Origin of the sequence: Nonomuraea sp. SBT364 (assembly GCF_001083785.1) — a bacterium.
In the GTDB taxonomy this organism is placed as follows: Bacteria; Actinomycetota; Actinomycetes; order Streptosporangiales; family Streptosporangiaceae; genus Nonomuraea.
Genome location: NZ_LAVL01000031.1, coordinates 39,866 through 65,930, shown reverse-complemented (window position 1 = coordinate 65,930; position 26,065 = coordinate 39,866). Strand labels below are relative to the sequence as shown.

General features: G+C 70.4%; 29 protein-coding genes and 1 tRNA gene. 11 read left to right on the top strand and 19 right to left on the bottom strand.

The window, feature by feature from the left end:
* Window positions 1–4: 4 nt before the first annotated feature.
* Entirely contained in the window at window positions 5–244 is a 240-nt protein-coding gene (secE, locus tag ADY59_RS17140; protein ID WP_049563287.1) for a preprotein translocase subunit SecE, read from the bottom strand.
* Window positions 245–322: 78 nt separating this feature from the next.
* Window positions 323–395, bottom strand: a tRNA-Trp gene (locus tag ADY59_RS17135).
* A gap of 155 nt (window positions 396–550) precedes the next feature.
* Here ADY59_RS17135 and ADY59_RS17130 point away from each other — a divergent pair.
* Window positions 551–1,759: a pyridoxal phosphate-dependent aminotransferase gene (locus ADY59_RS17130; protein WP_049563269.1), complete on the top strand. Its 1,209-nt coding sequence runs from the start codon at window positions 551–553 to the stop codon at window positions 1,757–1,759.
* Window positions 1,760–1,799: 40 nt separating this feature from the next.
* Complete coding sequence (locus ADY59_RS17125; RefSeq protein WP_049563286.1) at window positions 1,800–2,819, top strand: adenosine deaminase; 1,020 nt, start codon at window positions 1,800–1,802, stop codon at window positions 2,817–2,819.
* Here ADY59_RS17125 and ADY59_RS50050 read toward each other — a convergent pair.
* Together ADY59_RS50050 and ADY59_RS17115 are read right to left on the bottom strand one after the other, a co-directional pair.
* The gene (locus ADY59_RS50050; RefSeq protein WP_049563268.1) at window positions 2,808–3,524 is read right to left on the bottom strand and encodes a hypothetical protein; all 717 of its coding nucleotides are present in this window, start codon (window positions 3,522–3,524) and stop codon (window positions 2,808–2,810) included. The two genes, ADY59_RS17125 and ADY59_RS50050, sit on opposite strands and share 12 nt — an antisense overlap.
* Window positions 3,511–4,068 carry an RNA polymerase sigma factor gene (locus ADY59_RS17115; RefSeq protein ID WP_049563266.1) on the bottom strand — a complete coding sequence of 186 codons (558 nt, stop codon included), beginning with the start codon at window positions 4,066–4,068 and terminating at the stop codon, window positions 3,511–3,513. Before ADY59_RS17115 ends, ADY59_RS50050 begins: the two co-directional genes overlap by 14 nt.
* A gap of 70 nt (window positions 4,069–4,138) precedes the next feature.
* Between ADY59_RS17115 and ADY59_RS17110 the strand changes: the two genes are divergently transcribed.
* Window positions 4,139–4,873 carry a class I SAM-dependent methyltransferase gene (locus ADY59_RS17110; RefSeq protein ID WP_049563265.1) on the top strand — a complete coding sequence of 245 codons (735 nt, stop codon included), beginning with the start codon at window positions 4,139–4,141 and terminating at the stop codon, window positions 4,871–4,873.
* Here the strand turns inward: ADY59_RS17110 and ADY59_RS17105 are convergent, their stop codons facing one another.
* The 5 genes from ADY59_RS17105 to ADY59_RS17085 all read right to left on the bottom strand — a co-directional run bounded on the left by ADY59_RS17105 (window position 4,874) and on the right by ADY59_RS17085 (window position 11,297).
* A complete protein-coding gene (locus ADY59_RS17105) occupies window positions 4,874–5,686 on the bottom strand; it encodes a carbohydrate ABC transporter permease (protein ID WP_049563263.1) in 813 nt (270 codons plus the stop codon).
* A 21-nt stretch (window positions 5,687–5,707) separates the two neighbouring features.
* Entirely contained in the window at window positions 5,708–6,592 is an 885-nt protein-coding gene (locus ADY59_RS17100; RefSeq protein WP_049563261.1) for a carbohydrate ABC transporter permease, read from the bottom strand.
* Window positions 6,593–6,662: 70 nt separating this feature from the next.
* Window positions 6,663–7,925: an extracellular solute-binding protein gene (locus tag ADY59_RS17095; RefSeq protein WP_082310159.1), complete on the bottom strand. Its 1,263-nt coding sequence runs from the start codon at window positions 7,923–7,925 to the stop codon at window positions 6,663–6,665.
* A 192-nt stretch (window positions 7,926–8,117) separates the two neighbouring features.
* The gene (locus ADY59_RS17090; protein WP_049563259.1) at window positions 8,118–9,980 is read right to left on the bottom strand and encodes an acyl-CoA dehydrogenase family protein; all 1,863 of its coding nucleotides are present in this window, start codon (window positions 9,978–9,980) and stop codon (window positions 8,118–8,120) included.
* An 84-nt stretch (window positions 9,981–10,064) separates the two neighbouring features.
* On the bottom strand, window positions 10,065–11,297 hold the full coding sequence (locus ADY59_RS17085) for an APC family permease (protein WP_063780690.1): 1,233 nt from the start codon (window positions 11,295–11,297) through the stop codon (window positions 10,065–10,067).
* Between the two features lie 80 nt (window positions 11,298–11,377).
* On the opposite strand from ADY59_RS17085, the gene ADY59_RS17080 reads away from it, so the two are divergent.
* Window positions 11,378–11,842, top strand: coding sequence for an Lrp/AsnC family transcriptional regulator (locus tag ADY59_RS17080; RefSeq protein WP_049563256.1), 465 nt, complete (start codon window positions 11,378–11,380; stop codon window positions 11,840–11,842).
* Between the two features lie 26 nt (window positions 11,843–11,868).
* On the opposite strand, the gene ADY59_RS17075 is transcribed toward ADY59_RS17080, so the two are convergent.
* Complete coding sequence (locus tag ADY59_RS17075; RefSeq protein WP_049563255.1) at window positions 11,869–12,159, bottom strand: transcriptional regulator; 291 nt, start codon at window positions 12,157–12,159, stop codon at window positions 11,869–11,871.
* The gene (locus ADY59_RS17070) at window positions 12,140–12,583 is read right to left on the bottom strand and encodes a hypothetical protein (RefSeq protein WP_049563253.1); all 444 of its coding nucleotides are present in this window, start codon (window positions 12,581–12,583) and stop codon (window positions 12,140–12,142) included. The genes ADY59_RS17075 and ADY59_RS17070 overlap by 20 nt, the downstream gene beginning before the upstream one ends.
* A 431-nt stretch (window positions 12,584–13,014) precedes the next feature.
* Between ADY59_RS17070 and ADY59_RS50045 the strand changes: the two genes are divergently transcribed.
* The 5 genes from ADY59_RS50045 to ADY59_RS17045 all read left to right on the top strand — a co-directional run bounded on the left by ADY59_RS50045 (window position 13,015) and on the right by ADY59_RS17045 (window position 15,207).
* Window positions 13,015–13,410 (top strand): YbaB/EbfC family nucleoid-associated protein, encoded by a 396-nt coding sequence (locus ADY59_RS50045; protein ID WP_053174841.1) that lies wholly within the window; start codon window positions 13,015–13,017, stop codon window positions 13,408–13,410.
* Window positions 13,410–13,787, top strand: a complete 378-nt coding sequence (locus ADY59_RS17060; RefSeq protein WP_049563252.1) for a YbaB/EbfC family nucleoid-associated protein — start codon at window positions 13,410–13,412, stop codon at window positions 13,785–13,787. The genes ADY59_RS50045 and ADY59_RS17060 overlap by 1 nt, the downstream gene beginning before the upstream one ends.
* A 71-nt stretch (window positions 13,788–13,858) precedes the next feature.
* Window positions 13,859–14,152, top strand: a complete 294-nt coding sequence (locus tag ADY59_RS17055; RefSeq protein WP_049563250.1) for a hypothetical protein — start codon at window positions 13,859–13,861, stop codon at window positions 14,150–14,152.
* Window positions 14,143–14,994: a hypothetical protein gene (locus ADY59_RS17050; RefSeq protein ID WP_049563249.1), complete on the top strand. Its 852-nt coding sequence runs from the start codon at window positions 14,143–14,145 to the stop codon at window positions 14,992–14,994. Before ADY59_RS17055 ends, ADY59_RS17050 begins: the two co-directional genes overlap by 10 nt.
* Entirely contained in the window at window positions 14,995–15,207 is a 213-nt protein-coding gene (locus tag ADY59_RS17045; protein ID WP_049563247.1) for a hypothetical protein, read from the top strand.
* A 24-nt stretch (window positions 15,208–15,231) separates the two neighbouring features.
* On the opposite strand, the gene ADY59_RS17040 is transcribed toward ADY59_RS17045, so the two are convergent.
* The 6 genes from ADY59_RS17040 to ADY59_RS17015 all read right to left on the bottom strand — a co-directional run bounded on the left by ADY59_RS17040 (window position 15,232) and on the right by ADY59_RS17015 (window position 21,472).
* Window positions 15,232–16,377, bottom strand: coding sequence for an acetyl-CoA C-acetyltransferase (locus ADY59_RS17040; protein WP_049563246.1), 1,146 nt, complete (start codon window positions 16,375–16,377; stop codon window positions 15,232–15,234).
* Window positions 16,378–16,434: 57 nt separating this feature from the next.
* Window positions 16,435–17,112 carry a hypothetical protein gene (locus tag ADY59_RS17035; protein ID WP_156325553.1) on the bottom strand — a complete coding sequence of 226 codons (678 nt, stop codon included), beginning with the start codon at window positions 17,110–17,112 and terminating at the stop codon, window positions 16,435–16,437.
* Window positions 17,113–17,136: 24 nt separating this feature from the next.
* On the bottom strand, window positions 17,137–17,877 hold the full coding sequence (locus tag ADY59_RS17030; RefSeq protein ID WP_049563242.1) for a class F sortase: 741 nt from the start codon (window positions 17,875–17,877) through the stop codon (window positions 17,137–17,139).
* A gap of 7 nt (window positions 17,878–17,884) precedes the next feature.
* On the bottom strand, window positions 17,885–19,198 hold the full coding sequence (locus ADY59_RS17025; protein WP_049563241.1) for a hypothetical protein: 1,314 nt from the start codon (window positions 19,196–19,198) through the stop codon (window positions 17,885–17,887).
* A 124-nt stretch (window positions 19,199–19,322) separates the two neighbouring features.
* Entirely contained in the window at window positions 19,323–20,114 is a 792-nt protein-coding gene (locus ADY59_RS47555) for a class F sortase (RefSeq protein WP_053174839.1), read from the bottom strand.
* Entirely contained in the window at window positions 20,111–21,472 is a 1,362-nt protein-coding gene (locus tag ADY59_RS17015) for a hypothetical protein (protein WP_049563239.1), read from the bottom strand. The genes ADY59_RS47555 and ADY59_RS17015 overlap by 4 nt, the downstream gene beginning before the upstream one ends.
* A 149-nt stretch (window positions 21,473–21,621) precedes the next feature.
* On the opposite strand from ADY59_RS17015, the gene ADY59_RS17010 reads away from it, so the two are divergent.
* Both ADY59_RS17010 and ADY59_RS51460 read left to right on the top strand, forming a co-directional pair.
* Entirely contained in the window at window positions 21,622–22,767 is a 1,146-nt protein-coding gene (locus tag ADY59_RS17010; RefSeq protein WP_049563238.1) for an acyl-CoA dehydrogenase family protein, read from the top strand.
* 26 nt (window positions 22,768–22,793) lie between these two features.
* Window positions 22,794–22,955, top strand: coding sequence for a hypothetical protein (locus tag ADY59_RS51460; protein WP_197093700.1), 162 nt, complete (start codon window positions 22,794–22,796; stop codon window positions 22,953–22,955).
* Here the strand turns inward: ADY59_RS51460 and ADY59_RS17005 are convergent.
* Together ADY59_RS17005 and ADY59_RS17000 are read right to left on the bottom strand one after the other, a co-directional pair.
* A complete protein-coding gene (locus tag ADY59_RS17005; protein ID WP_049563236.1) occupies window positions 22,921–23,718 on the bottom strand; it encodes an alpha/beta fold hydrolase in 798 nt (265 codons plus the stop codon). The two genes, ADY59_RS51460 and ADY59_RS17005, sit on opposite strands and share 35 nt — an antisense overlap.
* Window positions 23,719–23,734: 16 nt before the next feature.
* The gene (locus ADY59_RS17000; protein WP_049563234.1) at window positions 23,735–25,951 is read right to left on the bottom strand and encodes an ATP-binding SpoIIE family protein phosphatase; all 2,217 of its coding nucleotides are present in this window, start codon (window positions 25,949–25,951) and stop codon (window positions 23,735–23,737) included.
* Window positions 25,952–26,065 lie beyond the last annotated feature (114 nt).

Sequence of the window (26,065 nt, the reverse complement as noted above, 5' to 3'; positions counted from 1 at the left end):
AGAATCAGCCGAAGATCTCCAGAACGGCCCATCCGAGACCGGCGTCCAGCACATAAACGATCGCGACCATGATCGCAACGAATATCAGAACGACCGCGGTGTAGGTGACGAGTTCCTTGCGTGTCGGCCAGATGACCTTACGCAGCTCGCTGATGATCTGGCGGTAGAAGAGGGCAGGAGAAGTACGCTTCTTCTTCTCACCGCTAGGCTTGCCTGCGGTCTCGCCGCGCGTGTCGATCGCCACAGTCCTCACCTGAATCTGTCGTATCCAACGCAGTTTTGCGGCGCGCTTACACGCCTTTCGTTGCGCGGACCGCACTCGCAGGGCACGAGGGACTCGAACCCCCAACCGCCGGTTTTGGAGACCGGTGCGCTACCAATTGCGCCAGTGCCCTATGTCGTCAACCACACTACCCTGATTGACTCACTGCCTGGACCGAACCGCACTCCCGATGCGGCGGCACGACCTTGCGGAAGTCTACGGGTGATTCCCCGCCACGTCGAACCATAAGCGATCGCCCAGGTCACGGCGGCGTGACAGCATGGGGACATGTCCACCCGACCCCGTGTGTCCGCACGGATCTCCGCGATTTCCGAGTCCGCGACTCTCGCCGTGGACGCCAAGGCCAAGGCGATGAAGGCGGCCGGCCGGCCGGTCATCGGCTTCGGAGCGGGCGAGCCCGACTTCCCGACGCCCGACTACATCGTCGAGGCGGCGGTGGAGGCGGCGCGCAACCCGCGCTTCCACAAGTACACCCCGGCGAGCGGCCTGCCCGAACTGAAGCAGGCGATCGCCGACAAGACGCGGCGCGACTCGGGCTACGCCGCCGACGCCTCGCGGGTGCTCGTCACCAACGGCGGCAAGCAGGCCGTCTACCAGGCGTTCGCGACGCTGCTCGACCCGGGCGACGAGGTGCTCGTGGTGGCGCCTTACTGGACCACCTACCCCGAGGCGATCAAGCTGGCCGGGGGCGTCCAGGTCGACGTGGTCACCGACGAGACGACCGGCTACCTGGCGAGTGTGGAGCAGCTTGAGGCCGCCAGGACCGACCGGACGAAGGTCCTGCTGTTCGTCTCGCCGTCCAACCCGACGGGCGCCGTCCACTCGCGCGAGCAGACCGAGGCGATCGGCCGCTGGGCGGCCGGGCACGGGCTGTGGGTGGTCACGGACGAGATCTACGAGCACCTGACGTACGGCGGGGCGGAGTTCACCAGCATCGCCACGGCCGTCCCGGAGCTGGGCGACCGGGTGGTCATCCTCAACGGCGTGGCCAAGACGTACGCGATGACGGGCTGGCGGGTCGGCTGGCTGATCGGGCCGTCCGACGTGGTCAAGGCGGCCACCAACCTGCAGTCGCACGCCACCTCCAACGTCTCCAACGTGGCGCAGATGGCGGCGCTGGCGGCGGTCTCGGGCGACCTGTCGGCGGTGGCGCGGATGCGTGAGGCGTTCGACCGCCGCCGTCAGACGATGGTGCGGATGCTGAACGAGATCCCGGGCGTGTTCTGCCCGGAGCCTAAGGGGGCGTTCTACGCATACCCGACGATCAAGGAGCTGATCGGCAAGGAGCTGCGCGGGCGGCGGCCCCAGACGTCGGCGGAGCTGGCGGAGCTGATCCTGGAGGAGGCCGAGGTCGCCGTGGTGCCCGGTGAGGCGTTCGGCACCCCGGGCTACTTCCGGCTGTCCTACGCGCTGGGCGACGACGATCTGGTGGAAGGCGTCAGCAGGCTGGGCAAGCTGCTGGCCGAGGCGCGCTGACCGGCCACCGGCCGGCGCGGGCCGGTGGCAAGATATGGCGATGGCACGGTCCCTGCACACGCTTCCCAAGGCCCATCTGCACCTGCACTTCACCGGATCGATGCGGCACACGACGCTGCTCGAGCTGGCCAGGGAACAGGGCCTGCACCTGCCCGACGCGCTGGAGCAGGACTGGCCGCCCAAGCTGCGGGCGACCGACGAGCGTGGCTGGTTCCGCTTCCAGCGGCTGTACGACATCGCCCGGTCGGTGCTGAGCCGCACCGAGCACGTCTACCGGCTGTTGCGCGAGACGGCCGAGGACGAGGCGGCGGCCGGGTCGCGGTGGCTGGAGATCCAGGTGGACCCGTCGGGCTACGCGCAGCGGTTCGGCGGGCTGACGGCCACGCTGGAGCTGGTGCTCGACGCGGCCGGGCAGGCGGCGCGGGCGGCGGGCGTGGGCGTCGCTGTGGTCGTGGCGGCCAACCGGACCCGGCATCCGCTCGACGCCAACACGCTGGCCAGGCTGGCCGCCCAGTACGCGGGCAAGGGCGTGGTCGGGTTCGGGCTGTCCAACGACGAGCGGCGCGCCCAGGCGCGTGACTTCGAGCGGGCGTTCCGGATCGCCAAGCGGGCCGACCTGCTAGCGGTGCCGCACGGGGGCGAGCTGCTGGGGCCGCGCAGCGTGGCGCAGTGCGTCGACGACCTCGGGGCCGACCGGGTGGGGCACGGCGTGCGGGCGGCGGAGGACCGGCGGCTGATGCAGCGGCTGGCCGACCGGCAGATCTGCTGCGAGATCTGCCCGACGTCCAACGTGGGCCTCGGGGTGGCCGAGAGCGACGCGGACGTGCCGTTGCGCAGGCTGTTCGACGCCGGGGTGCCGATCGCGCTGGGCTCGGACGACCCGCTGCTGTTCGGGGCGCGGCTGCTGCGGCAGTACGAGCTGGCGCGCGAGGTGCACGGGCTGAGCGACGCCGAGGTGGCCGAGCTGGCGCGGCAGTCGATCAGGTCGTCGGCGGCGCCGGAGGCGGTGCGCAAGGAGCTGCTCAAGGAGATCGACGACTGGCTGGCGTCACCGGAGTGAGCGGGCCAGCTCGACCGCGCGCGCCACGGAGCCGGTGCCTTCGAGCCTGTAGCCGGTGGTGCCCGACTGCCAGACGAGGGTGGATGCCGCCTGGCGCAGCGGGATCTCGGCGCCGCCGTCGCGGGTGAGGTAGCCGAGCGGGTGCTCGCCCGACACCCACCAGCCGGTGACGCCGTCGACCTCGACCTGCTCGGGGAAGGGCGGGCCGAGTGTCTTGAAGAAGTACGGGTACATGGCCCCGTCGATCCGGTCGAACCGGATGCCGCCCGGCCAGAACATCGACACGACCCGGCCGCCGTCGTTCACCGTGACCCGTTCGGGAGTGCCGAGCGCCGTGGGGTAGCCCGTCCGCACGTCGTCCGGGGCCATGGTGCGCTCGCCCGGCGGCGTGGCGGGGGTGACGACGGGCGCCGGGGCGGTGCTCCCCAGGCGCAGCTCGACGCCGGCCAGGCGCAGGACGGCGACCACGGCCTCACGTCCCTGCGGCGTGGCGGCGGTGGCGGCCGCCACGGCCAGCACGACCGCGACGACGATTTTCCACCGTCGCGCCCGCTTCCCGGGGGCGCGCGCGCCGGAGTGCTCGTCCTGGAGGCGGCCGCGGACCGCCGCCGCCACCTGGTCGGCAGGCGGGGCCGGGACGTCGAGGGAGGCGCCGAGGGCGCGCAGCTCGGCCTCCAGGTCGCCGGGGTGCTCAGCCGAGTTCATCGCCCACCTCCCTCCTGAGCCTGGCCAGGCCGCGATGGGTCCTGGATTTGACGCTGCCTGCGGGCCAGCCGAGCACCTGGGCGGTCTCGGCCTCCGACAGCTGTAAGAAGTACCGGCAGACGACGGCCTCGCGTTCCCGCTCGGGCAGCGCGCGGACCGCCTCCAGGAGCCTGGCCCGCCGGTCGGTGGCCACGGCCGAGCCCTCGGGGTCGTCGCCGCTCACCACGTCGGCCGTCGCGGCCAGCCGTACGGAAAGCTCGGACCTGCGCCCGCGCGCCCGGGTCAGGTTGTGCGTCTCGTTGGCCACGATGCGCAGCAGCCAGGGCCGGAACGGCGAGCCGTGGCGGAAGGAGGGCAGGTGCCTGAACGCCTTGACGAACGCCTCCTGCACCACGTCCTCGGCCTCGTCGCGGGCGCCGAGCAGGGCGGCGGTGCGGTGCGCGAGCGCGCTGTAGCGGGCGACCAGCGCCTCGTAGGCGGACAGGTCACCTTTCAGGGATCGCGCGATGGCCTCGTCGTCGTCCATGGACAGGTGAGATTTCATCGCATGGGCGGCCTCCGGCGGAAGGGCACTAGACTCGGGCCGATCCGCGAGCCCCATAAGGAACGGGACTATGTCTTCAGGGTATGACCGTGTAGTGCAACCGGCGGCCGGTGACGAGGCCCTGGAAAACCACCTGGGTGGCGACGAGGCGAAGAACTACCGGCAGTACGAGTTCGACATGGTCGCGCCCCATGTGGGCCGGTCCATGCTGGAGATCGGGTCCGGTCTGGGCCACTTCGCCGAGCAGTTCCTGCCGCGGCTCGACCGGCTGGTCGTCAGCGACTTCGACCCCTACTGCGTGGAGCAGCTCAAGAAGCGGTTCGAGGGCCGCGACGAGATCGACGTGCTGCAGTTCGGCCTGCCGACGGAGATCCCGCTGAAGGACAAGGTCGACACGGTCGTCATGATGAACGTGCTGGAGCACATCGAGGACGACGCCGAGGCGCTGCGCTCGCTGGCGCGGGTGACGCTGCCGGGCGGCCGGATCATCATCTGGGTGCCGGGCTACATGCAGCTTTATGGAGACTTCGACCGCAAGGTCGGCCACGTCCAGCGCTACACGCCCAAGACGCTGCGCGCCACGGTCGCGCGGGCCGGGCTCGACGTCGACGTGCTCAAGCCGATCAACTTCCTGGGCGGCATCGCCTGGTGGGCGGCGGTGCGCCGGGGTGGCGTCGGCTACCCGGACCCGCGACTGGTCAAGATCTACGACCGCACGGTGGTGCCGGCCACCCGGCTGATCGAGCGGTTCATCCGCCCGCCGTTCGGCCAGACCGTCTTCTGCGTGGCCCGGGTGCCGCGCTAGTCACTTGATCGAGCCGGCCGTCAGGCCGCCGACGACCTTCCGCTCGATGAGCGCGAACAGGATGATGACCGGGATCGTGGCGATCACCGAGCCGGCGAACAGGTTCTGCCAGTCGACCTGATACTGGCCGATGAAGGAGTTCAGCGCCACGGTCAGCGGCTGCTTCTCGGGCGTGGTCGTGAGCGTGAGCGCGACCACGAACTCGTTCCAGGCCGCGATGAACGTGAAGATCAGCGCGGTGATGACGCCGGGCATGGCCAGCGGCAGCGTGATCCTGAACAGCGCGCCGAAGCGCCCGTTGCCGTCGAGGAACGCGGCCTCCTCCAGGTCGCGCGGGATCGAGGCGAAGTAGGCGTTGAGGATCCACACGGCGAAGGCCAGGTTGAACCCGCCGTTGACCAGGATCAGCGACCAGACCGAGTCGACCAGCCCGAACTGGGAGAACTCCCGGTAGATGCCGACCAGCATGGCCGTGGGCTGGAACATCTGCGTGATCAGCACCAGGATCAGGAACAGGGTGCGCCCGCGGAAGTTGTGCCGGGCCGTGTAGTAGGCCGCCGGCAGCGCCACGAGCAGCACCAGGACCGTGGACCCGGCCGCCACCTGCAGGGTGACGACGAGGTTGCCGGCCAGCCCGCTGCTCCAGAAGGTGACCAGGTTCGACCATTCCCAGTCGGTGGGCAGCAGCGTCGCGTCGCGCAGCGATTCCTGCGGGCGCAGCGAGGTCAGCACCATCACCAGGTAGGGGAACAGGAAGACGAACGCGATCACGTACGCGGCGGCCGCGACCATCGTCGTCTTGAGCCTGGGCATGGCGCGCGGGCCTGACGGCCATCATGCCACCGCCCTGTTCCAGCGGGAGATCTTGAGGAAGACGGCGGTGATCACGAGCACCATTCCGAAGTTGACCACCGACATCGCGGCGGACTCGCCGATGTCGGAGCTCTTGAGGATGAACATGAAGATGGTCGAGGTGGCCGTCGAGTAGCCGGGCTGACCATGGGTCATCGCCCAGATGATCGGGAAGCTGTTGAAGACGTTCATCACGTTGATCAGCGCGGCGACGGTCAGCGCCGGCCGCAGCAGGGGCAGCGTGATCGACCAGTAGGTGCGCAGCCGCGAGGCCCCGTCCATCTTGGCCGCCTCGTACACGTCCGACGGGATCGTCGCCAGCCCCGCCAGCAGCGCGTACGTGGTGAACGGCACCGACACGAACACGGCCACGAACACCAGCCACGGCATCGCGGTGGCGGCCACGCCGAGCTGGTCGGCGTCGGCGCCGCCGAGCGCGTCGATCAGCCCGAGCTTCAGCCGGATCTGGTTGATCACGCCGACCTCGGGGTCGAGCATCCAGCGGAAGACGATCGCGGTCATCAGCACCGAGGCGGCCCACGGCGCGATCAGCGCCCAGCGGGCCAGCTTGCGGCCGGGGAAGCGCTGGTTGAACAGCTGGGCGAGGGCGAGCGAGATCAGCACGGTGAGCGCGACTACCGCCACGACCCAGATCACGCTGCGGGCCATGATGTCCGCGAAGTCCTTCTCGGCGAAGAGCTTGTCGTAGTTGTCGAAGCCGTTGTATCCCCGGACCACGCCGACCCGGCTGATCTCCAGGAACGACGACCTGACCATCTCGATGACCGGCCAGATCACGACCAGCGCGATCAGCAGCACGGCGGGCCCGACCCAGGCGAGGGGCTCCAGGGCGCGCAACCTTCTCATGACGAACCTTCCATGACGGTACGGCCAGCGTCCCGGGCAGGGGACGCCGGCCGTACGAACCCTCGATGGATCAGCTGGCCTCAGCGGTCTTCTGCAGGTCGCCGAGCACCTTGGCGGGGTCCTCGGTGACGGCGCCGCCGATGGTCTGCTTGATCGCCGGGTTCAGGTCGGCCCACTTCGGGTCCTGGAAGGGGTAGAAGCTGGCGTTGGGCAGGCCGTCGAGGAACGGCTTGAGCTTCTCGTCACCGGACAGCTTCTCGATGCCGCCGTTGGTGACGGGCAGCAGCTTGTAGGTGTCGCTGATCTTCTGCGCGGCGGTGCCGGTGTAGAAGAAGTCGAAGAACTTCTTGATCTCGGCGGCGTGGCCGTTCTTGTTGAACGCCATGATCCAGTCCATGACGCCGAGCGTGGTGTCGAGCGGGCCCGCCTTTCCGGGGATCGGCGCGACGCCGTAGTCCTTCAGGCCGGCCGCGTCGAAGATCGGGATGGACATGGGGCCGCCGTTGACCATGCCGACCTTGCCGGCGCCGAAGTCCTCCCAGACCGTCTTGCGGTCCTTGGTGCCCGGGTTCGGGGTGGTGAGGCCCTCGGCGACCATGCCCTTGAGGTAGGTGAAGGTCTCGACGTTCTGCGGGGAGTTGATCGCCCACTTGCCGCCGGCGTCCTTGTAGCCGCCGCCGTTGCCGAGCATCCACAGGAACGACTCGGCCTGGGCCTCCTCCTGGCCGAGCGGGAGGCCGAACGGCTGGCTGACGCCGGAGTCCTTGAGCTTCTTGGCGGCGGCCTTGAGCTCGTCCCAGGTCTTGGGCGGCTCGGCGATGCCGGCCTTGGAGAACAGCTCCTTGTTGTAGAACAGGGCGCGCGCCGAGGACACGAACGGGATGCCGTAGGCGGTGCCGTCGACCTTGCCGTAGTCGGCGAACTTCTGCAGCATGTCGCCGGAGACCTCGGGCGAGAGGACCTCGTCGACCTTGTAGAGGAGCTGGTCGGCGACGAAACCGGAGTAGTCGCCGGTCTGCAGGATGTCGGGCACCTGACCGTTCTGGATCATGGTGGCGACCTGCTTGTCGATGTCGTTCCAGTTGATGACCTGGACGTCGACCTTGATGGTGGGGTTGGCGGCCTCGAACTCCTTGACCACGCCCTCCCAGAACTTCTGGCCGGAGTTCGGCTTGCCGGGGCCGTCGCCGTAGTCGGCGGCGACCATCTTCAGCGTCACCTGGCCGCCGCCGGCCGCCGTGTCGCCGCCTCCGGTCTCCGGCGTGCTGGAGCCGCAGCTGGACAGGACCAGCATGGTCGCCAGGCCGAGAGCGGCGCCGCCCACAAGTTTCATGTTCACCGTCAGTACCGCCTTCTCGTGGGACGGGGTCGCGCTGGTCCGTACCAGCTACCGGACGCCGTCCAGGGAATGGGAAGCCACGTGTGCGTCAGAGTAAGCCTCTGTTCATCAACCGGTCTATACCGGTCGGTCTCGGTTTGAGAACACTCGGGCCCGAGAATGGGCGGATCCGGTCTAGACCACGCGTCAGAGGATTTTTCTCCGCACGCTCTCCCCGCCCTCGGGCGCCCCGATCCACGGTCCCTCGATCGACGGGTCCAGCACGCCCTCCTCCAGGAACATGTAGCGCCCGTCGAGCACGTAGCCGGCCAGCCGGGTGTCATGCGCGTCGCTGTTGTCCCACAGCCGGTCGAACAGCGCGTCCACCCGCCTCCTGGCCTGCCGGCAGAACGTGTCGGCCAGCTCGTACGGCCGGCGGCCCAGGTCGCGCGAGTCCTCCTCGGCCTTGACGCACACGGCGGTCATGGCGAACGCCTCCGCGCCGATGTCGACGATCCGGCCCAGGAACGACTGCTTGTGCTCCAGCTTGCCCTGCCAGCGCGACATGCCGTAGAAGGTGGCGCGGGCCAGCTTCCTGCTGGTCCGCTCCACGAATCGGAGGTGCCCGGCGAGCGGGCCGAAGCCGGCGTAGGCGGTCGGCAGCTGGCCCGCGCCGGTCACCAGCGACGGCAGCCAGCGGGCGTAGAACCGGCTCGCCCGCTTGAGCGCCTGGGCGCGTTCCTGGCGGGTGGCGTCCGGGTTGATCAATTCCCCGGCGGCCGTCAGGTGCGCGTCCACCGCCTCCCGGGTGATGAGCAGCCGCATGATCTCGGAGGAGCCCTCGAAGATCCGGTTGATGCGGGAGTCGCGCAGCATCTGCTCGGCCGGCACGCCGCGCTCGCCGCGCGCCGCCAGCGACTCCGCCGTCTCGAAGCCGCGCCCGCCCCGCATCTGGACCAGCTCGTCGAGCACCCGGTACGACAGCTCCGAGGCGTATAGCTTGGCCAGCGCGGCCTCGATCCTGATGTCGTTGCGCCGGTCGTCGGCCATCCTGGCGGTCAGCTCGCAGACCGCCTCCAGGGCGTACGCGCTCGCCGCGATGAAGGCGACCTTGGTGGCTACGGCCTCGTGCTCGCCGACCTTGCGGCCCCACTGGACACGGGCGTTGCCCCACTCGCGGGCGATCTTGACTGCCCACTTGGCGCCGCCGGCGCAGGTGGCGGGCAGCGACAGGCGGCCGGTGTTGAGCGTGGTGAGAGCGATCTTCAGGCCCTCGCCCTCACGCCCGATCAGGTTCCTGGCCGGGACTCTGACCTGGGAGAACTCGGTCACGCCGTTCTCGATGCCGCGCAGGCCCATGAACGTGTTGCGCCGCTTGACCGTGATGCCCGGCGAGTCGCCCTCGACGACGAACGCGCTGATCTTCTTGCCGGTCCTGGCCATGACGACGAGCAGGTCGGCGATCACGCCGTTGGTGGTCCACAGTTTGACGCCGTCGATGACGTAGTCGTCGCCGTCGCGGACGGCGGTGGTGGCCAGCCGGGCGGGGTCGGAGCCGACGTCCGGCTCGGTCAACAGGAATGCCGAAATTTCGCCCCGCGCGCACCTTGGTAGGAATTCTTGCTTCTGCTCCTCGGTGCCGAACTGCTTGAGCGGCTGCGGCACACCGATCGACTGGTGCGCCGACAGCAGCGTGGCCAGCGCCGGGCAGTACGACCCGACCAGCATGAGCGCGCGGCAGTAGTACAGGTACGGCAGGCCGAGCCCGCCGTACTCCTCGCCGATCGTGATCCCGAACGCGCCGAGCCCGGCCAGCCCCTTGACCACCTCGTCCGGCACCAGCGCGGTCCGTTCGATCAGCGCCGGGTCCACGTGCGTCTCCAGATAGCGGCGCAGCGCCCGGACGAACTCCTCGCCCCGCTTGGCGTCCTCGTCGGGCAGCGACGGCACCGGGTGCACCAGATCCAGCCGGAGATCTCCGAGGAACAGCTGCTTGGCGAAGCTCGGGCGGGCCCACTCCTGCTCGCGGGCCTGCTCACCGAGCTCCCTTGCCTTGGCGTACTCGCTCATGGCACCTCCCGCCGACGCTACGCCTGTCGTGCGATGGTGTGTACTGCCCCGGCGGTGGCGCTTTGCGCTCCTGTGGACGAGATTTCACCGTGGCAGTGGCCGCCGCTCCCCCGCCTTCAGCGCGACCACGGCCACCCCGGCCAGCACGGCGGGCACCAGCAGGTAGGCCCCGCAGGCGGCCAGCGCGAGCAGCGACAGCACGCTCGCCACCAGCGCGGTCGCGCGGTGCCGGCCCGCGGGCAGCACCCGGACGGCGGCCGACACCCCGGCGAACGTGACGGCGGCCAGGCACGCCGACGTGGCCCGCATGAGCGTGTCCAGGTCCACGGCCCACACCAGCACCGGCGCGGTGATCGCGGCGAGCAGCGCGAGGCTGCGCAGCGGCGTGCGGCCCGGCCCGTCGCCCTCGGCGAACCAGCCGGGCAGCGCGCCGTCCCTGGCCAGGGCCGCACCGAGGCGGGCGGCCCCGGCGATGTAGGCGTTGATCGCACCGAAGGTGAGCAGGACCGCGAGCACGCCGGTGAGCGGCCGGGCCGCCGCGCCGATGCCGGTCTCCAGCAGCGCGGTCAGCGGCGCCGCCGTCGTCGCCGCGGCCGGCCCGAGCACGCCGATCGTGGTCAGGCTGACGCTCAGGTAGAGCACGCTGATCACGGCCAGCGTCACCACCGTGGCCCGGAGCAGGCCGCCTCTCGCGGCGAACTCGGCCGACAGATGACTGGCCGCCTCCCACCCGACGAACGCGAACATCAGCACCCCGGCCGCGCTCACCACCCCCGCGGCACCGTACGGCGCGAAGGGGGTGAATCCTGACGTCCCGGCGTGCGGCGCGGCGGTGAGCACGGCGACGGCGAGCAGCGCGACGAGCAGGCTGACCAGCGCCACCTGCAGTCGCCCGGAGGTTCGCAGCCCGGCGGCGTTGACCAGGAACGCCCCGCCGAGCAGGACCGCGGCGGCGAGCAGCGGCGGCACGCCGAAGGAGGCGGCGACGTACTTGGCCCCGACCAGCGCCCCCGCGACGATCCCGAGCGGGACCGACCCGAAGAACCACCAGCCGGCCACCGCCGCCGCCCGCCTGCCGAACGCCAGCCCGGTGAAGGCGGCCACTCCCCCGCCGCCGGGGTGGCGGCTGCCCAGCGCCGCGAACGTCAGCGCCACCGGCACGCTCAGCGTGAGCAGCGCCGCCCACGCCAGCACCGACGCCGGCCCCGCGGCCGCCGCCGCGAGCTGCGGCAGCGCCAGCATCCCCGGCCCGAGCACCGCTCCCACGAGCAACGCCGTCCCCTGCCCGACTCCCAGCCCTGTCGTACGTTCTGCCATAGCACCCGAAAGTACTCATCCGCTCGGCGCTGATGCCGCTCAGCCGAACGTATGGCCGATCCTCCGGGCAGAATGCCCGCATGGATGAACTTGATTCGGCGATCGTCCGCCTGCTCCAAACGGATGCGCGGCAGTCCAACCGCGAGCTCGCCCGTCAGCTCGGCGTGGCCCCGTCGACCTGCCTGGAGCGGGTACGGGCCCTCACCCGGCGCGGCGTGATCCGGGGCTACCACGCCGACATCGACCCGGCGGCGCTCAACCGGGGGGTGCAGGCCATGGTGTCCGTCCAGGTGCGGCCGCTCAGCCGCGCGGTCATCGACAGCTTCGTGCAGTCGGCCACCGAGCTGCCGGAGGTGCTCAGCGTGTTCGTGCTGGCGGGCGGCGACGACTTCCTGCTGCACGTGGCCGTGCAGGACCTCGACCACCTGCACGCCTTCCTGCTGGACCGCCTCAGCAAGCGCCGCGAGATCGCCGGCTTCCGCACCTCGGTCATCTTCCAGCAGGTGCGCAACGCCGTGCCCGCCCGCCTGCCCACGCCCGGGTGAGCCAGAGCCGCTGCGCCGCTCGTCCGTCAGCCCTGCAGCCCGGCCTGGGCGGCGATGCGGCGCAGCTCGGCCAGGTGACCGGCCAAGGCGGCGCGGCCGGGTGCCGTCAGGGAGAGCCAGGTGGTGCGGTGCGCCTTGGCCAGATGGAGGTAACCGGCCGTCTGGAGCACCTTGGCATGCTTGCTCAGCACGGAGTCGCTGATGCCGAGACTGTCGCGGACGACGGAGAACTCGGCCGACTCCACGGCGGCGAGCATCGCGCAGATCTGCAGCCGGATCGGCGCGTGGATGGTCTCGTCAAAGGCCGGCGGGGTCATGACCGTCCCGCAGCTCGCGGCGCAGCGCCCGGTCGGTTCGGTGACCAGCGACCACGGCGATCGCGGCCACGGCCACTCCCGCCACCGCGACCGCGCCCTTCACGCCGCCGCCCCACTCCAGCGCCATCGCCACCACTGTCAGCGCCAGCGCCACGAGGCTCCAGGCCACGACCGCGCGGGTGGCGCGCGGGGCACGCGGCTCGATCCCGGTCGTGCGCTTGAGCGCCACCGTGAGCCCGACGGCGGCGATGGTCAGGAACGGGACTCCGTACGAGGCGAACCTGAAGCTGATCGAGACGTAGGCGAGCAGGATGGCGGCGGCGAACCCGTAGTGATACCACCACGGGCTGACGATCCGGTCGGCCACGCGGGCGCGGACCTCGGCGACGCCTTCCAGGGCGATGCGAGCGGAGTCACTTTCCATGATGGAAAGTCAACCACATACTTTCCGTCATGGAAAGTGCGGAGATAATCGGTTGCGTCCCCGCCGCTGCGGCTTCTACCTTGGGGACATGCGCCTTTACCTGTGACAGCGCCCGGGCCGCCCGGCCCCGGCCACTCAGCCCATCCGCCCACGCAGACGCGGCAGCTGAGCTCGCGAACCGGCTTCGGCCGCGTCGCCATCACGTAAAGGAGCCATCTCATGCGCGTTCGTTCCTCTGGCAAGAAGAACGTCCCAGGTCATCCGCAGCCCCGGCCGATGCCGAAGCTGCCGCAGCGGCCGATCGCGCCGCCGCGGCGCATCCCGTCCAAGGGCCGCTAGAAATCCATGACGCCCCGCCCCTCGACCGAGGGGCGGGGCGTCGGCATGTCAAGATGTTGAGCACTCATCAGCCGGACAAAGGGGATGATCATATGCCAAACCCCACTGAGGATCGCCTGTATCTGGACCAGGTCGCCGAGCAGACGCGGACGGCGATGCGGCACCTGCGCGAGGCCCAGCGGCAGATCGCCGCCGTCGAGGGCACCGGCGAGGCGGCCCAGGGCATGATCAAGGCCGTGGCCGACGGGCGCGGCGCGCTGACCAGCGTCGAGCTCAACCCGCGCGCCCTGCGGCTCGACGTGGCCAGGCTGGGCGCCGAGGTGACCGCCGCGATCCAGGCGGCGCAGGATGACGCCGCGCGGCGCACCGGCGACATCCTGGCCGACGCCGCCGGCGTGGCAGGGGCGCTGCCCGAGCCGCTGGACGAGCGGTTCGTCCGCGATCGGGTGGAGTCGGCGGCCCGCGAGCTGTATGCGGGGGAACTGTGATGTTCGGGTTCGACCTCAACCCCGGCGACATCCGTCCCCAGGATGTGGACCGGATCGACGAGCAGGACGCACGGGTCCAGGAACTGCTGGCCGAGGGCGAGGAACGGCTCGGCGAGATCGTCGGCGCGGGCGGCGACCGGGTACGCGCCACGGCGGCGGCCGACGGGCGGGTGCTGAAGGTCACGCTCGACGCGCGCGCGGTACGCGACGGCAGTCAGGCGCTCGCCGAGGAAATCCTGCTGGCCGTGCGCCAGGCCCGGCAGGACGCGCAACGACAGGCGGACGACCTGCTGCGGTCCGCGTTCGAGCAGGCCTTTCCCGGCCGCGCCCTCGATCCGGTCGCCGTACGTGAACGGCTCGGGAGCCTTCTTGACTGACTGGCGACATTACTCACACTGGCTACATCCGTCACAAATGAACCGCTAATGTCGGCTTCATGACTACGGGGATGGATATCGCGAAGGGTTCGCTGCGGCAGCAGGCGACCCGGGTGCGCGTCCACGGGGAAGAGTACGAGGCCGCGGTGGAGCGGCTGCGCGCCAGGACCGGTGGATGGGGCGACAACGGGCTGTTCGGCGAGTTCGAGAAAGCCTGGGTGGAGTGCCGCCACACCATGCTGACCACCGTGCCCGCCCTGTCGGGGACGATCGGCGGCGTGGGTGACGGCATGGCCCTGGTGCCCGACAACGTCGAGGCCGCCGAACAGGCCAGCGCGCTGCCGGAGCTGGACCCATGGGCATAGTCCTGCCGCCCGAGCTGCACGGCGTCCTGGAGCTGGCCGGGCTGCCGTTCCCCAACATCGACGAGGACGAGGTCCGCCTCGACGCCGACGCGGCCCGCGTGGTGCAGGCGCACGCCGCCCAGTCGGGCGCCGAGGCCGACGCCGCGGTGGTGGGCTCGGCGGCCGTCTACCAGGGTGGCTCGGCCACCGAACTGCAGAGTCTCTGGCAGGAGACCGGCAACAGCTCCGGGCATCTCGCGCAGGCAGCGGCGGCGACCAGGATGGCGCCCGTCGCGCTGGACGGCATGGCCACGGTGGTGACCGCCACCAAGATCGCCGTGGGCACGGTCGCCGCGGTCGGCACCGTCCGGCTCGCGATGGCCCTGCTGAGCGGCGGCCCGTTCGCCGGCTTCACCGCGACGGCGTCACTGCTCGCCACCCGGAAGGCGGGCATGAAGATCTACCGCGAGGCCGCCGAAGGCACCGGCCGGGTGCTGGCGCCCGGCCTGGCCCGCCGGGTCACCGATCCGATGCGCCGTATCCTGGACAACCTGCGCCGCCCCGGCGGTCCGGGCGGCACGGCGCTGGCGGGGGCCGGGCCCGGCCGGATGCCGCTGCGGCCGCAGGGCAACCTGTTCGACAGCTCCCCCGGCATCCTCCAGCGCGGCGGCGGCCGCAAAGGCGGACGTGGCCGCAGTGACAGCGAGGCCAACCTGAGCCCCGAGGAGCAGGCGGCGGTCAACGCGAAGGACTCCGGCCAGCCGTACGACCGGAGCATCTTCAACAGGGCCAAGGCCAAGGAGCGCCAGGCCGAGAAGTTCTCCGGGGACCGCAACAAGCAGAAGAGGGGAAGAAAGAAGTAGATGGCCGAGCTTCAGACACGGCACTTCTCGCTGAACAACCCGGCGGGCGAGGACCAGGGCGACGTGCCGACGCTGCTGCGCCGGCTGGCCGGCACCCTGGAGGAGATGGGCGCGATCGAGATCCGCGACGTCGTCTTCCACAACGACATGGACGACGACGGCGACTCGTGGCCGTTCATGACCGTCTACTACGACGAGGCCGCCCCGGCCTGATCGGGCCGGGGCGCCTGGTTCACCTCAGAGCCGCTCGATGATGGTGACGTTGGCCTGGCCGCCGCCCTCGCACATCGTCTGCAGGCCGTAGCGGCCGCCGGTGCGCTCCAGCTCGTGCAGCAGCTTGGTCATCAGGATCGCGCCCGTGCCGCCCAGCGGGTGGCCCAGGGCGATGGCGCCGCCGTTCGGGTTGACCTTGGCCGGGTCGGCGCCGAGCTCCTTGATCCAGGCCAGCGGCACCGGCGCGAACGCCTCGTTGATCTCCGTCACGTCGATGTCGCCGATCGACAGCCCGGACTTGGCCAGCGCCTTCCGCGTGGCCGGAATGGGCGCGGTCAGCATGTAGACCGGGTCGTCGCCCATCAGCGCGAGCTGGTGGATGCGGGCGCGCGGGGTGAGCCCGTGGTCCTTGACGGCCTGCTCGGAGGCGATCAGCAGCGCGCCGGAGCCGTCGGAGATCTGCGACGACGTGGCGGCGGTGATCTGGCCGCCCTCCTTGAGGGTCTTCAGCCCGGCCAGCTTCTCCAGCGTGGAGTCGGGGCGCGGGCCCTCGTCGTCCTCGACGCCGTTGATCGGCGCGATCTGGTCCTTGAAGTAGCCGTTGGCGATGGCCTTGGCGGCCCGCTGGTGCGACTCGTAGGCGAAGCGCTCCAGCTCGTCGCGCTTGAGCCCCCACTTCTCGCACATCAGCTCGGCGCCGCGGAACTGCGAGATCTCCTGCTTGCCGTAACGCTCGACCCACTTGTCGCCGAACGGGAACGGCATGCCCTTCTCCAGCGCGGCGGTGATCGACGAGCCCATCGGCACGATGCTCATCGACTCGACGCCGGCCGCCACGACGAGATCCTGGGTGCCCGACAGGACGCCCTGGGCCGCGAAGTGGATCGACTGCTGGGACGAGCCGCACTGCCGGTCGATCGTGACACCGGCCGTGGTCTCCGGCAGCCCCGCCGACAGCCAGGCGTTGCGCGCGATGTCCATGCTCTGGGGGCCGAACTGCATGACGCATCCCATGATGACGTCCTCGACCGCCGCCGGGTCCACGCCGGTGCGGTCGATCAGCGCCTTCAGCGTGTGCGCCGCCAGGTCAGTGGGGTGGACGGTGGACAGGCCGCCCTTCTTCTTGCCGACCGGGGTGCGGACCGCCCCGACGATGTACGCCTCTGCCACAGTGCCTCCTGTAAACCGAGCAATATTCGGTTCTTAGGCAGAGGGTACAACAGAACGTCACTCGGTTTCTGCCCTCGCCGGGGGTAGCAATTCCTCCGCCCGATCGATCCGGAACCGCCACCGGTCCACGACCAGCCCGTTCAGCGACTCCGACAGCGACATCGCCAGCGAGCCGAGCTTCAGCTGGTCGTCACCGCGCAACTCGATCGCCGTCAGCTCGGTGGCGAACGGCAGCAGCTCCTGCACGGCGGGCGGCTGACCCTTCTGCGGCACCACCAGCGCCCGCACCCCGCCGGCCGTGAAGACGAACTCCTCCTCCTGCTCGACCTCGCCCTCCAGCAGGTCGATCAGCTCCTCCGCCGCCGGCCTCGCCGGCAGGATCACCGCCGGGCCGCCGGGCCGCGAGTCGTCGGCCGGATCGTCCACCTCGCCCCGGCACACCGCCAGCCCGCCCAGCCGGAACGCCAGCCCCTCGGCCAGGAACCGGTCGAAGTAGTCGAACGGCAGCGGGCCCTCCGCCGACACCCGGCACGCCCAGACCCGCTCCAGCTCCCCGCCGACCAGCTCCGGCTCCGCCTCCACCGGGGCGTGCACCCGTACGTCCACCGCCACGATGTCGTCGCCGTCCTCGCGCGCACCCGGGTCGGCCAGCCGCACCAGCCTCAGCAGCTCGGCGCGCTCAGGCTTGGCGGGCAGTGCCGCCGTGGGGCCAGTACGCAGTCTCCGCTTCGCCATCCAGCCCATAGCGCGCCTCCGCGATCAGCTTCGATAGGAGCTCGTCATCGTCGCGTAGACGATGACGTTGTCGGTGTAGTGACCCGTGTTGCGGTTGTAGACGCCGCCACAGGTGATGAGGTGGAGCTGGGCGTTCTCCTGCGGGCCGTAGACACGCTCGGAGGGGAACGTCTTCTTGCTCGCCTGCTCGATGCCGCCGACGGTGAACACCGCCGTGATGCCGTCCTGGCGCTTGACCTCGATGACGTCGCCGTGGCGGAGCTCGGGCAGGCGGTTGAACACCGCGGGCCGCGTCCGCGTGTCCTTGTGGCCCAGCAGCACCGCCGGGCCCGCCTCGCCGGGGGTCGACATGTTCCGGTACCAGCCGGCCAGGTTGTGGTTGTCGGCCGGCGGCACCTGGATCGTGCCGTCCTTGGCCAGGCCCACGGACCTGATCGGCGCGTTCACGCCCAGCTTCTTGATCACGATCCGCTCGGGCGTGGACGGCAGCATCGCCGGAGCCGCCTGGATCCGCGGCAGCGGCGGCGGCGCGTCGGGCCCCGCCTGGAACATCGCCTGCTCCGGCTGCCCCGACGGCTGCGCCGTCAGGCTCAGCGAGTCGCGCTCGCTCGCCAGGCCGTACTCCTCGGGCGAGCCCAGCACGATCAGCATCCCCGCCACCACCGTCACCACTCCCGCCACCGCGGCGAGCAGCAGCGTGGTCCTCAGGACCTTGCTGCCGTGGTCCTGCGGGGGCGGGCTGCCGTAGGGGTACTGGTTCGCCACGGGTCCATCATCCCTTGGTTACGCCGCGGCGCCGAATCAGCAGCCCCCCGGCCCCGGCCGCCACGATCAGCACCGACCCGACAGCCAGGAACATCCGCCCATCAGGCCCCATCGTCCCCCCGGCCCCGGTGTCCGCCCCTTCCTTGGGCGTCTCCGAACTGCGCGGCGAACTGGTGGTCTTGCTGGGGCTGCTGGTCGGAGTCACGGTCTGGTACACCGTGGTGGTCTTGGTCGGGGTCGGCGTGGAGGTGGTCGTCGGCGTCGACGTGGGAGTGCTGGTCGCCGCAGCGACGGTGAACGTGTACGTCTTGAGGCCGGTGGTGGGTGCCGTGCACTTCACCGTGGGAGCCGTCGCGCTCGTGCCGAAGACGATGTCCCCCGGGGTGATCGTGACGGTACCGGTCGTGGTGGGCTTCACCTTGACGGTTACGGTGGGCAGCGTCGTGAGGCTCTGGCCCGCCGTCGCGGTCAGCGCCGCCTCGCCGATCACCGGGGTGGTCGGCGTTCCCGCACCGCTGGCCTTCAGGCTGGCGAAGATCTTGCTGTTCGCGGGGAAGCCGGCGGCGGGCACCTTCAGCGGGTCACCGGTCGTCTGTACGGTGCCGGTCCAGGTGATGGAGGCGTCCTGATTGGCCTTGGCCCCGGTCGGCATGGTCGGCGTGACCTTGATGTCGACGGTCGCCGGGTAAGCGGCGTCCGTCCCGCCAGTGGTCGACAGGGTGCAGTCGTACTCGATGATGTCCGTCCCCGTGCCACCGCCGTCCGTGCCGACAGTGACGTCCACGCTTGTGGTGCTCGTCGTTTGGCACGTGGTCACGTCTGCGGTGTTCGTGCTGCTCGCCAAGGCCAGCGTCAGGCTGCCCGCCCCGAGGGTGGGCTTCAGCGTCACCTTGCCGCCGGTAGTGGCCGTCACTGTGACGCTGCTGGTGACCTGGAACGTGGGCACGGCGGTCGAACCCGAGGTTACGGTCCCGCCGTTCTTGGCCAGGTCGGCGTGCGTGCCGCCCTCAACAGTGAGCTTTCCGCCCACCTTCACCTGATCGGCGGCGTTCGGGCTCGTCTTCAGCGTCAAGGCGGGGATGGCCCACTTCGCCTCGAAGGTTCCGCTCGCGGTGTCCGGCACCGTCACGGGCACCGTAAGCGAGGTGTTGGTGAAAGGCCCGCCCGAGCACGTGTAGACGATGCTCAGCGTCTTGTCCGCGGCCGCTGACGCGGGGGACGACAACGTGAGGGCTGCCCCGGCGAAGACGACTAACGTGCCTACGATCCCCGAGGCGGAGACTTTGAGGGCGAGGCGGCGCCGCGCCTTGGACGTCAGCACTGTCCTTCTCCGTTTCAGCACAGTCACTACAGGGCGTCCCACGATTCCAGCCGCGGGTTACGGTTGGGTTGAGATCATACGGACTAATCCTGTCAATCTCCTGTAAAAGTCCAAAAAGACCGTATCAGCCCTTCTTCTTGGACAGGGTGGCGTACACGATGATGTTGTCCGTGTAGCTGTGGGCCGCCTTGTTGTAGATCCCGCCGCACGTGATGAGCCTGAGCTGGGCGTTCTTCGTGTCGCCGTACACGCGCTTGGTGGGGAACGTCTTCTTGCCGACCTGCTCGATGCCGCTCACTGTGAAGCGCGTCACCTTGCCGTCGGAGCGGTAGACGTAGATGTGGTCGCCCTTGGACAGCTCGCTCAGACGCTTGAAAACAGCGGCGCCCTTTTTCGTGGCGACGTGCCCGTTGATCACCGATGGGCCGAGCTCGCCGGGCAGCGGGCTCTTGCCGTACCAGCCCGTCAGGTTGGGCTTGCTGAGCGGCGGGGTGGCGAGGGCGCCCTGCTTGGTGAGGCCGACCGTGTTGATCGGGGCGTTGACCTTGATGTCCGGGATGCGGATGCGGGTCGGCCTGACCTTGGTGGTCTTGGTCTTGGTCTTGGCCGGCTTGATGGCCGGGACGACCACCTCCGCGGGCAGGGGCGGGGGCGCGTCGAGGCGGGCCGGGGTGAGGGGGACGTTCTCGCCGCCGGGGCCGACGCCGCGGGGTAGCTCGAACGCGCCCGCGTTCTGATACTGCAGCGTCGCCGGGTCACCGCCCTGCTGGGCGGCCATCGGGACCGGGCCCGAGCCGTCGTCCACCGGCGGGGCCAGCGACAGCAGGCCGACCATGATGGCGCCCACCCCGGCCAGCGACCCGGCGATCAGCAGCGCCGGGGTGGCCTTGGACATCTGCGACTTCAGCTCGCTCATCGGTCCGTTCCTCCGGCGTGTCCGGCGCGGCGCCGCCGTACCAGGAGCCCCCCGGCGGCGCTGCCCATCAGCAGCAGCGAGCCGCCCGCGATCAGCGCGTACGAGCCCGTGCCCTGGTCGGGCGCTTCACCGGTGTCCACGCCGCCCAGCGGGGTGGTGTCCACCTGGGCGGCCTTGTAGTTGGTGGCAGTGGGGCCGGCCGAGGCCGTGGCCGTGGGGGTCGGGGTCTTGCTGCTGCCCGGGACCACGACGCCCACGTGACTGCCGCTCGGCCAGGGGACATGCCGGTTCGGCGGCGTCGTCGTGGCCGTGGGGTCGGGGTCGCCCGTGTTGGTGTTCGTCGGCGTGGGGTCCGGGCTGTTCGGGGGCGTCTCCGAAGGATCGGGCGACGACGTGCCGCCGCCCACGGTGATCTCGACCGTGCCCGGGTTGTTGGTGACCGCGCAGGTGGACTTGTGCTCGGTCGGCGGGTCGATCATCTCGCGCGTGTGCAGCTTGAAGGCGTCCAGGTGGACGTCCTTGCCCTCGTCGATGGCCCTGACCCGGACCACGTGCTCCCCGTAGGGAAGGTCCTTGCGCTCCCAGAGGGAGATGTTGCCCTTGGTCGCGTTGGTCGGGTTGCCGTTGGGGTCCTTGGTCGGGTCCACGATCGCCGAGGCGTCGTCGTCGACGATCACCCTGGCCCGGCCCACGCCCGGCATCTCGCGGCCGATGTACTCGAAGCCCGTGCCCCGGAAGCGGATGACCGCTTCGTCCGTGCGGGTGGAGGTGGTGTGGACGTCCCTGAGGTGGTCGCCGTACTCGGGAGGCGTGAGGCCGCTCGAATGCCACCCGGCGTCGTACTTCACCCGGGGGTCGTCGTTGTTGACGGTGATCTCACCAGCGGGCGGGACGAAGTCGACCGTCATGCCCTGCGGCGTGAGCTTGATGACGCCCTCTTCGGTCATGTGCGCCTCGGAGGACAGTCCTTCGGGGGCGACGAGCGGCTGGTTCGGCTTGAGAGCCGCCTGGTCCTCGCTGCCGTGGGCTTCGAGGGTGCCGTTCCAGGCGCCGTCGAGCTTGACGTTGCCCACGAGCGAGACCCGGGCGCCCTCGGCGTAGTAGTCGGGCGACTTGAACCTCGGCGCGCCCACGTGCTCGACCGACCAGCCGAGCTTGAGCATGCTGCCGACCTGGACCGCCGTCGGGATCTGGACCCGGGCTTTCAGCTTGACCTCGGCCGAACCGGCGATGCCGCCGGTGCACGTGTAGTCGACGACGAGGCTGAACGTACTCGCCTTCGCGGGTATCGCGACGAAGGCGGACGAGGCCGCTATTCCGATCGATGCGGCGATCCACGCATTGCGCCACCGACTCACGGCTAACTCCGATCGCACAGTAAACCGAAGGTAGATCTTAGAGCCGCCACCCCCCACAACACGCCCATCTGCCTTCACTTGTGATGAACCCGTGTCCGCCCGCCAGAATCGTATTCTGGAACGCACCACACCCCCTGCTTGGAGGCGACATGCGGCGAGACCTCTTCGACGAGGAGCACCTGCTTTTCCGGGAGACCGTGCGGGAGTTCATGGCCCGCGTGGTCGTGCCCCATCACGCCCGCTGGGAGAAGGACGGCATCGTGCCCCGCGAGGTCTGGAAGAAGGCCGGGGAGGTCGGCATGTTCGGCTTCTCGGTGCCCGAGGAGTACGGCGGCGCGGGCATCACCGACTTCCGCTACAACGCGGTGATCGTCGAGGAGATCATCCGCAACGGCGCCTCCGGCCTGGGCTTCTCGCTCCACAACGACGTCGTGGCCCCGTACCTGGTGGACCTGACCGACGAGGAGCAGAAGCGGCGCTGGCTGCCCGGCTTCGCGAGCGGCGAGCTGATCACGGCGATCGCGATGACCGAGCCGGGCGCCGGCAGCGACCTGCAGGGGATCAGGACGACGGCGGTCCGCCAGGGCGACCACTACGTGCTGAACGGGCAGAAGACGTTCATCACGAACGGCGTCAACGCCGATCTCGTCGTCGTGGTCGCCAAGACCGACCCGGCGGCCGGGGCCAGAGGGACGACGCTGCTGGTGGTCGAGCGCGGCGCCGAGGGGTTCGGGCACGGCCGCAACCTGGACAAGGTCGGCATGAAGGCGCAGGACACGGCGGAGCTGTTCTTCGAGAACGTCCGGGTGCCTGTCGCCAACCGGCTCGGCCCGGAGGATGGCCAGGGCTTCTTCCAGCTCATGAACAACCTGCCGCAGGAGCGCCTGTCGATCGCGGTGGCGGCGGTGGCGGCGGCGGAGACCGTGCTGGAGCAGACGATCGAGTACTGCAAGGGCCGCCAGGCGTTCGGGCGGAACATCGGCTCCTTCCAGAACACCCGGTTCGTCCTGGCGGAGCTGGCCACCGAGACCGAGATCGCCCGCCACTACGTGGACAAGTGCATCGTGGCGCTCAACGCCGGCGAGCTCACGGTGGTCGACGCGGCCAAGGCCAAGTGGTGGACCACCGAGCTGCAGACCAAGCTCATCGACCGCTGCCTGCAGTTGCACGGCGGCTACGGCTACATGACCGAGTATCCGGTGGCCAAGGCGTGGCTCGACAGCCGCGTGCAGACGATCTACGGCGGCACCACCGAGATCATGAAGGAGATCATCGGCCGCTCCTTCGGCTTTTAGCCCGCCGGCGACGCATACTGGGAACCATGGACAGCGGCCTGATCCTCCTGGTTTTTCTGGCTTTGCTGTTCGCCTGGGGCCTCAACCGGGTGCGCCGGGCGTTCAGGCTCGGCGCGGTGGGCTACGCCGGCATCATGATCGTCTTCGTGCTCGTCATGCTGCTGCTGTGGGGTCAGACGTTCCGCTAGCCTCCAGCAGCACCCGCGCCACCAGCGCCGGGTCGTCACTCATGGGTACGTGCCCGCACCCCTTGAGCAGCTTGACCCGCTGCCCCGACCAGCGGGCGGCGCGCACGGCCTGGCGGCGCGGCAGCAGCCGGTCGTGCTCGCCCCAGGCGATCGTGATGGGCGACTTGGGCGGCGCGGGCGGCATCAGGCCGAGGAACGAGGCCAGCGTCTCGTCGAACCCGGCGGAGTCGGCGAGCGCCTGCGACGCGGCGGTCAGGGCGGTCGGCGTCAGCCGCGACGGATGCGCCACCAGGAGCCCGGCCGACAGCGTGCGGCCGAGCGCGCTCTCGGCCGCCCGGCCCGCCTGCTCCGGCGGCAGCGCGCGGGCCGAGGCGCGGGTCGCGCGCAGCACCGCCTGGCAGTAGAGCAGCTCGGCCCGGGACCAGAACCCGGCGGGCGACAGCGCGGTGGCGCTGCGGGCCGTGCCGCGCGAGGCCAGCTCCAGCGCGATGTAGCCGCCCAGCGAGTTGCCCGCCACGTGCGGCTCCCGTACGCCGAGCAGCGCGCAGAAGGACTCGACGGCGTCGGCGAGCGACTCGGCGGTGTAGGGGACGCCGTCGGGCAACCCCGGCGAACGCCCGAACCCGGGCAGGTCGACGGCGATCACGGTGCGGTCGGCGGCCAGCCGGTCCATGACCGGCAACCAGGCCTGCCAGTGGTGCCCGATGCCGTGGATCAGGATCAGCGGCTCGCCGGAACCCCGGCGCTCGAAGGCCAGCTCCATGCGCGTAAGTGAACCATCAGCGGCTGCGCGTGGGAATCTCGAACCAGACCGCTTTGCCTTCCCTGGTGGGCCGGGACCCCCACCGCTTGGCGAGCTGGTCGACCAGGTAGAGGCCGCGGCCGCCCTCGTCGTTCTCGCCCGCGCTGCGGATCCGCGGCAGGCGCAGGTCCTGGTCGAAGACCTCGACCCAGACCGACTCGCCGCCGCGCCGCAGCCGCAGCGTGAACTCCTTGTCGCCGACCACCTCGTCCTCGAAGCCCGGCATGTCCCAGGACTCCTCGAACGGCAGCGGCGGCCCTTCGACGACCAGCTCGCGGCGCGGCACGCTGGCCGTGGAGGCGTGCAGCACGACGTTGGTGACCACTTCGGAGACCAGCAGGCAGGCCAGCTCGGCCCGCTCCTCAGGCACGTTCCAGCCTTCGAAGGCCTCCGAGGCCATCCGGCGGGCCTCGCCGACCATGATCGGCTGAGCCGGGAACGTACGCTCCTCGACGTCGAGGTCGGCGTCGCTGGAGCGGACCACGAGGATCGCCATGTCGTCGTCGATCTCGCCGGGCACCGCGACGGTGGCGGCGTCGGCGATGCGCTCGACCTCGGCGTCGGCCATCTTGGCGAGCTTCTCGCAGAGCACCCCGAGCGTCTCGGCCTCGGTGGGCATCTCGCCGAGCCGCGCCGGGCGGCGGTCGACCAGGCCGTCGGTGTAGAGGAGCAGCGCCGCGCCGGGCGGCAGCGTGCGCGTCTCCTCCTTGTAGACCAGGTCGGCGTGCAGGCCCTTGGCGCGCACGCCCAGCGGCTGGCCGACCTCCTCGATGTCGAGCTCGACGCACTGGCCGTCGTGCAGCAGCAGCGGCGGGGCGTGACCGGCGTTGGCGAAGGACAACTGCCGCGACCAGGCGTCGTAGACCAGGTATTGGCAGGTGACGATGGGCGGGATGCTCACGTCGGCGCCGTTGTCGTCGCGCTCGGGAGTGGCGATGATGCGGGTCCACTCGTCGAGCCTGGCCAGGATGTCGGCGGGCGACTTGTCGTCCTGGGCGAAGGCCCGCAGCGCGGCTCTGAGCTGGCCCATGATGGCCGCGGCCTTGGCGCCCCGGCCCTCCACGTCGCCGATGACGATGCCGACCCGGCCGGCCGACAGCGGGATCACGTCGTACCAGTCGCCGCCCACCTGGGTCTGGATGCCCTGGCCGTGCGAGGCGAGCGGGGCGGCCGGGTAGTAGCGCACGGCGATCTGCAGGCCGTCGAGCTGCGGCAGCGCCCTGGGCAGCAGATGCTTCTGGAAGGACTCGGCGGTGTGCCGCTCCTCCTCGAACAGCAGCGCGTTGTCGATGGCGAGCGCGACCCGGGTGGCGATGGCGCCGACGAAGTCGCGGTCGAAGGCGTCGTAGTGGGGGCTGCGGCGGTCGGTCAGGTTGGACAGCCCGAGGTACATCAGCCCGAGCGTCTCGCCGCGCACGCACAGCGGGGCGACGATCGCGGAGTTCATGCCGACCTCGCCGCACAGCCGGGCGCTGCCCTCCGAGGGCGCCGGGAAGCTGTTGCCGGCGAAGTCGTCGACCAGGATCGTCTCCTGGCGGCGCATGGCCGCGTCGGCGTAGTGGCCGGCCGGGTAGCGGATCTCGGCGCCGACCGGCTTCCAGGTGCCGGGCGGCGGTGACCAGCCCTGCACGTGCTGGGAGACCCGGCGCACCAGCCGGTCGCCCTCCATCAGCTCGATGAAGCAGTGGTCGGCGAACTGCGGCACCAGCATCTCGGCGACGCGCTTGAGCGTCTCCTCGACGTAGAGCGAGCCCGCCAGCCGCTCGCCGATGCGTTCGAGGAGCCCGAACCGGTCCTTCTCCCGCTCATTGCTGCGCAGCGCCTCGCGGGCGGTGATGACGATGCCCGTCACCGAGCCGGAGGTGTGGCGCAACGGCACCGCCTGGGCGCGCACGTACAGGATGGTCCCGTCGGCGCGCCGCACGTCGAACGTGCCCTCCCAGACGCCGCCCTTGAGCACGTGCTTGGCCAGCTCGATGGCCTGCGGGTGGTCCTTCTCCATGATCCCGAACGACTGGGCCGAGGGGTCGCGGCCCGACGCCCGGGGGCGGCCGAACAGGCGCTCGGCGAACGGGTTCCAGTAAAGGAGATTGCTGAACCTGTCCGTGACGACCACCGCCATCTCGGCATGGTCGAGCACGGACGACGCGGCCAGGTGATCGGCGTCGGGTGACACGTCCCCCCATCGCTTCATCCGGAGACCACTCCTAGGGGACGCATGCGCGAAAAGCGAACCACGGGCGCTCCTGCAACAGTCTTGGCCGGGGGGGAGTGGAGGGGCTCCCTGATGGGATTCAACCAAGCAGCC